General features: G+C 69.7%; 1 protein-coding gene. It reads left to right on the top strand.

The window, feature by feature from the left end:
* Positions 1 to 173: 173 nt before the first annotated feature.
* Positions 174 to 563, top strand: a complete 390-nt coding sequence (locus MJ783_RS21960) for a hypothetical protein (protein WP_239313480.1) — start codon at positions 174 to 176, stop codon at positions 561 to 563.
* The last annotated feature ends 107 nt before the right edge of the window (positions 564 to 670 follow it).

Raw genomic sequence — 670 nt, forward strand, 5'->3', positions numbered from 1 at the left:
GGCGTGGCGGGAAGCATCGGCTGTTACGCATGACCTCCGGGCCCATGATCCGCTTGAGCAGTGGCAGGGTCGAGGAGATGATTCCCAGCGCCGCGGCCAGACCGAGGACGACGAGCGTGTAGTACGCCTCGCCTGGCGGAATCAGGTCGTATTTCATCTGAGATTTCAGGAACATGGCCGCCGCCGCCGAGGCCGACAGGCTCGGCGTCCTCGCGAAGGAGGCCGACGACGCCGACCTCCGGCTGCGCGACGCTCTCGCCGCAGCCCACGCGCTGGTGGAACGGCGCCCGGACATCCTCGGCACCGATCCCACGAGTGGCCTGACCGTCGCCAAGGTCGTCGATGCGGTCGCGGAGGGCGCCGTGGGAGCCCAGGGCGCCTGGGATGCCTGGGACGGGCTCCGCGCCGTCGTCGACCCCGCCGCACTCGCCGACGAGCTTGTCGTCCGGCACACGGCACTGGTCACCGCCGCGGACGCGCTGACGTCCGCCGCCCGCTCCCGCCTAGACGACCTCGAGACCGCCTGGTCACCGCTGGCGCGACAGGCCCCCGGCCGCACATAGCCGCCACCCTCAGTAACCGGACGCTAGTGGTCCCGAAGTAGCACCAACATCACCCGTTACACCGCTAAGTTGACAGGCGGAGCCATGCGGTTCACCTCGGCACGAAA

The organism is Protofrankia sp. Cj3 (assembly GCF_917627355.1).
Lineage (GTDB): Bacteria > Actinomycetota > Actinomycetes > Frankiales > Frankiaceae > Protofrankia.

Coding starts and splice junctions, on each gene's coding strand:
- MJ783_RS21960 (WP_239313480.1), top strand. CDS start 174: ATGGCCGCCGCCGCCGAGGCCGACAGGCTCGGCGTCCTCGCGAAGGAG.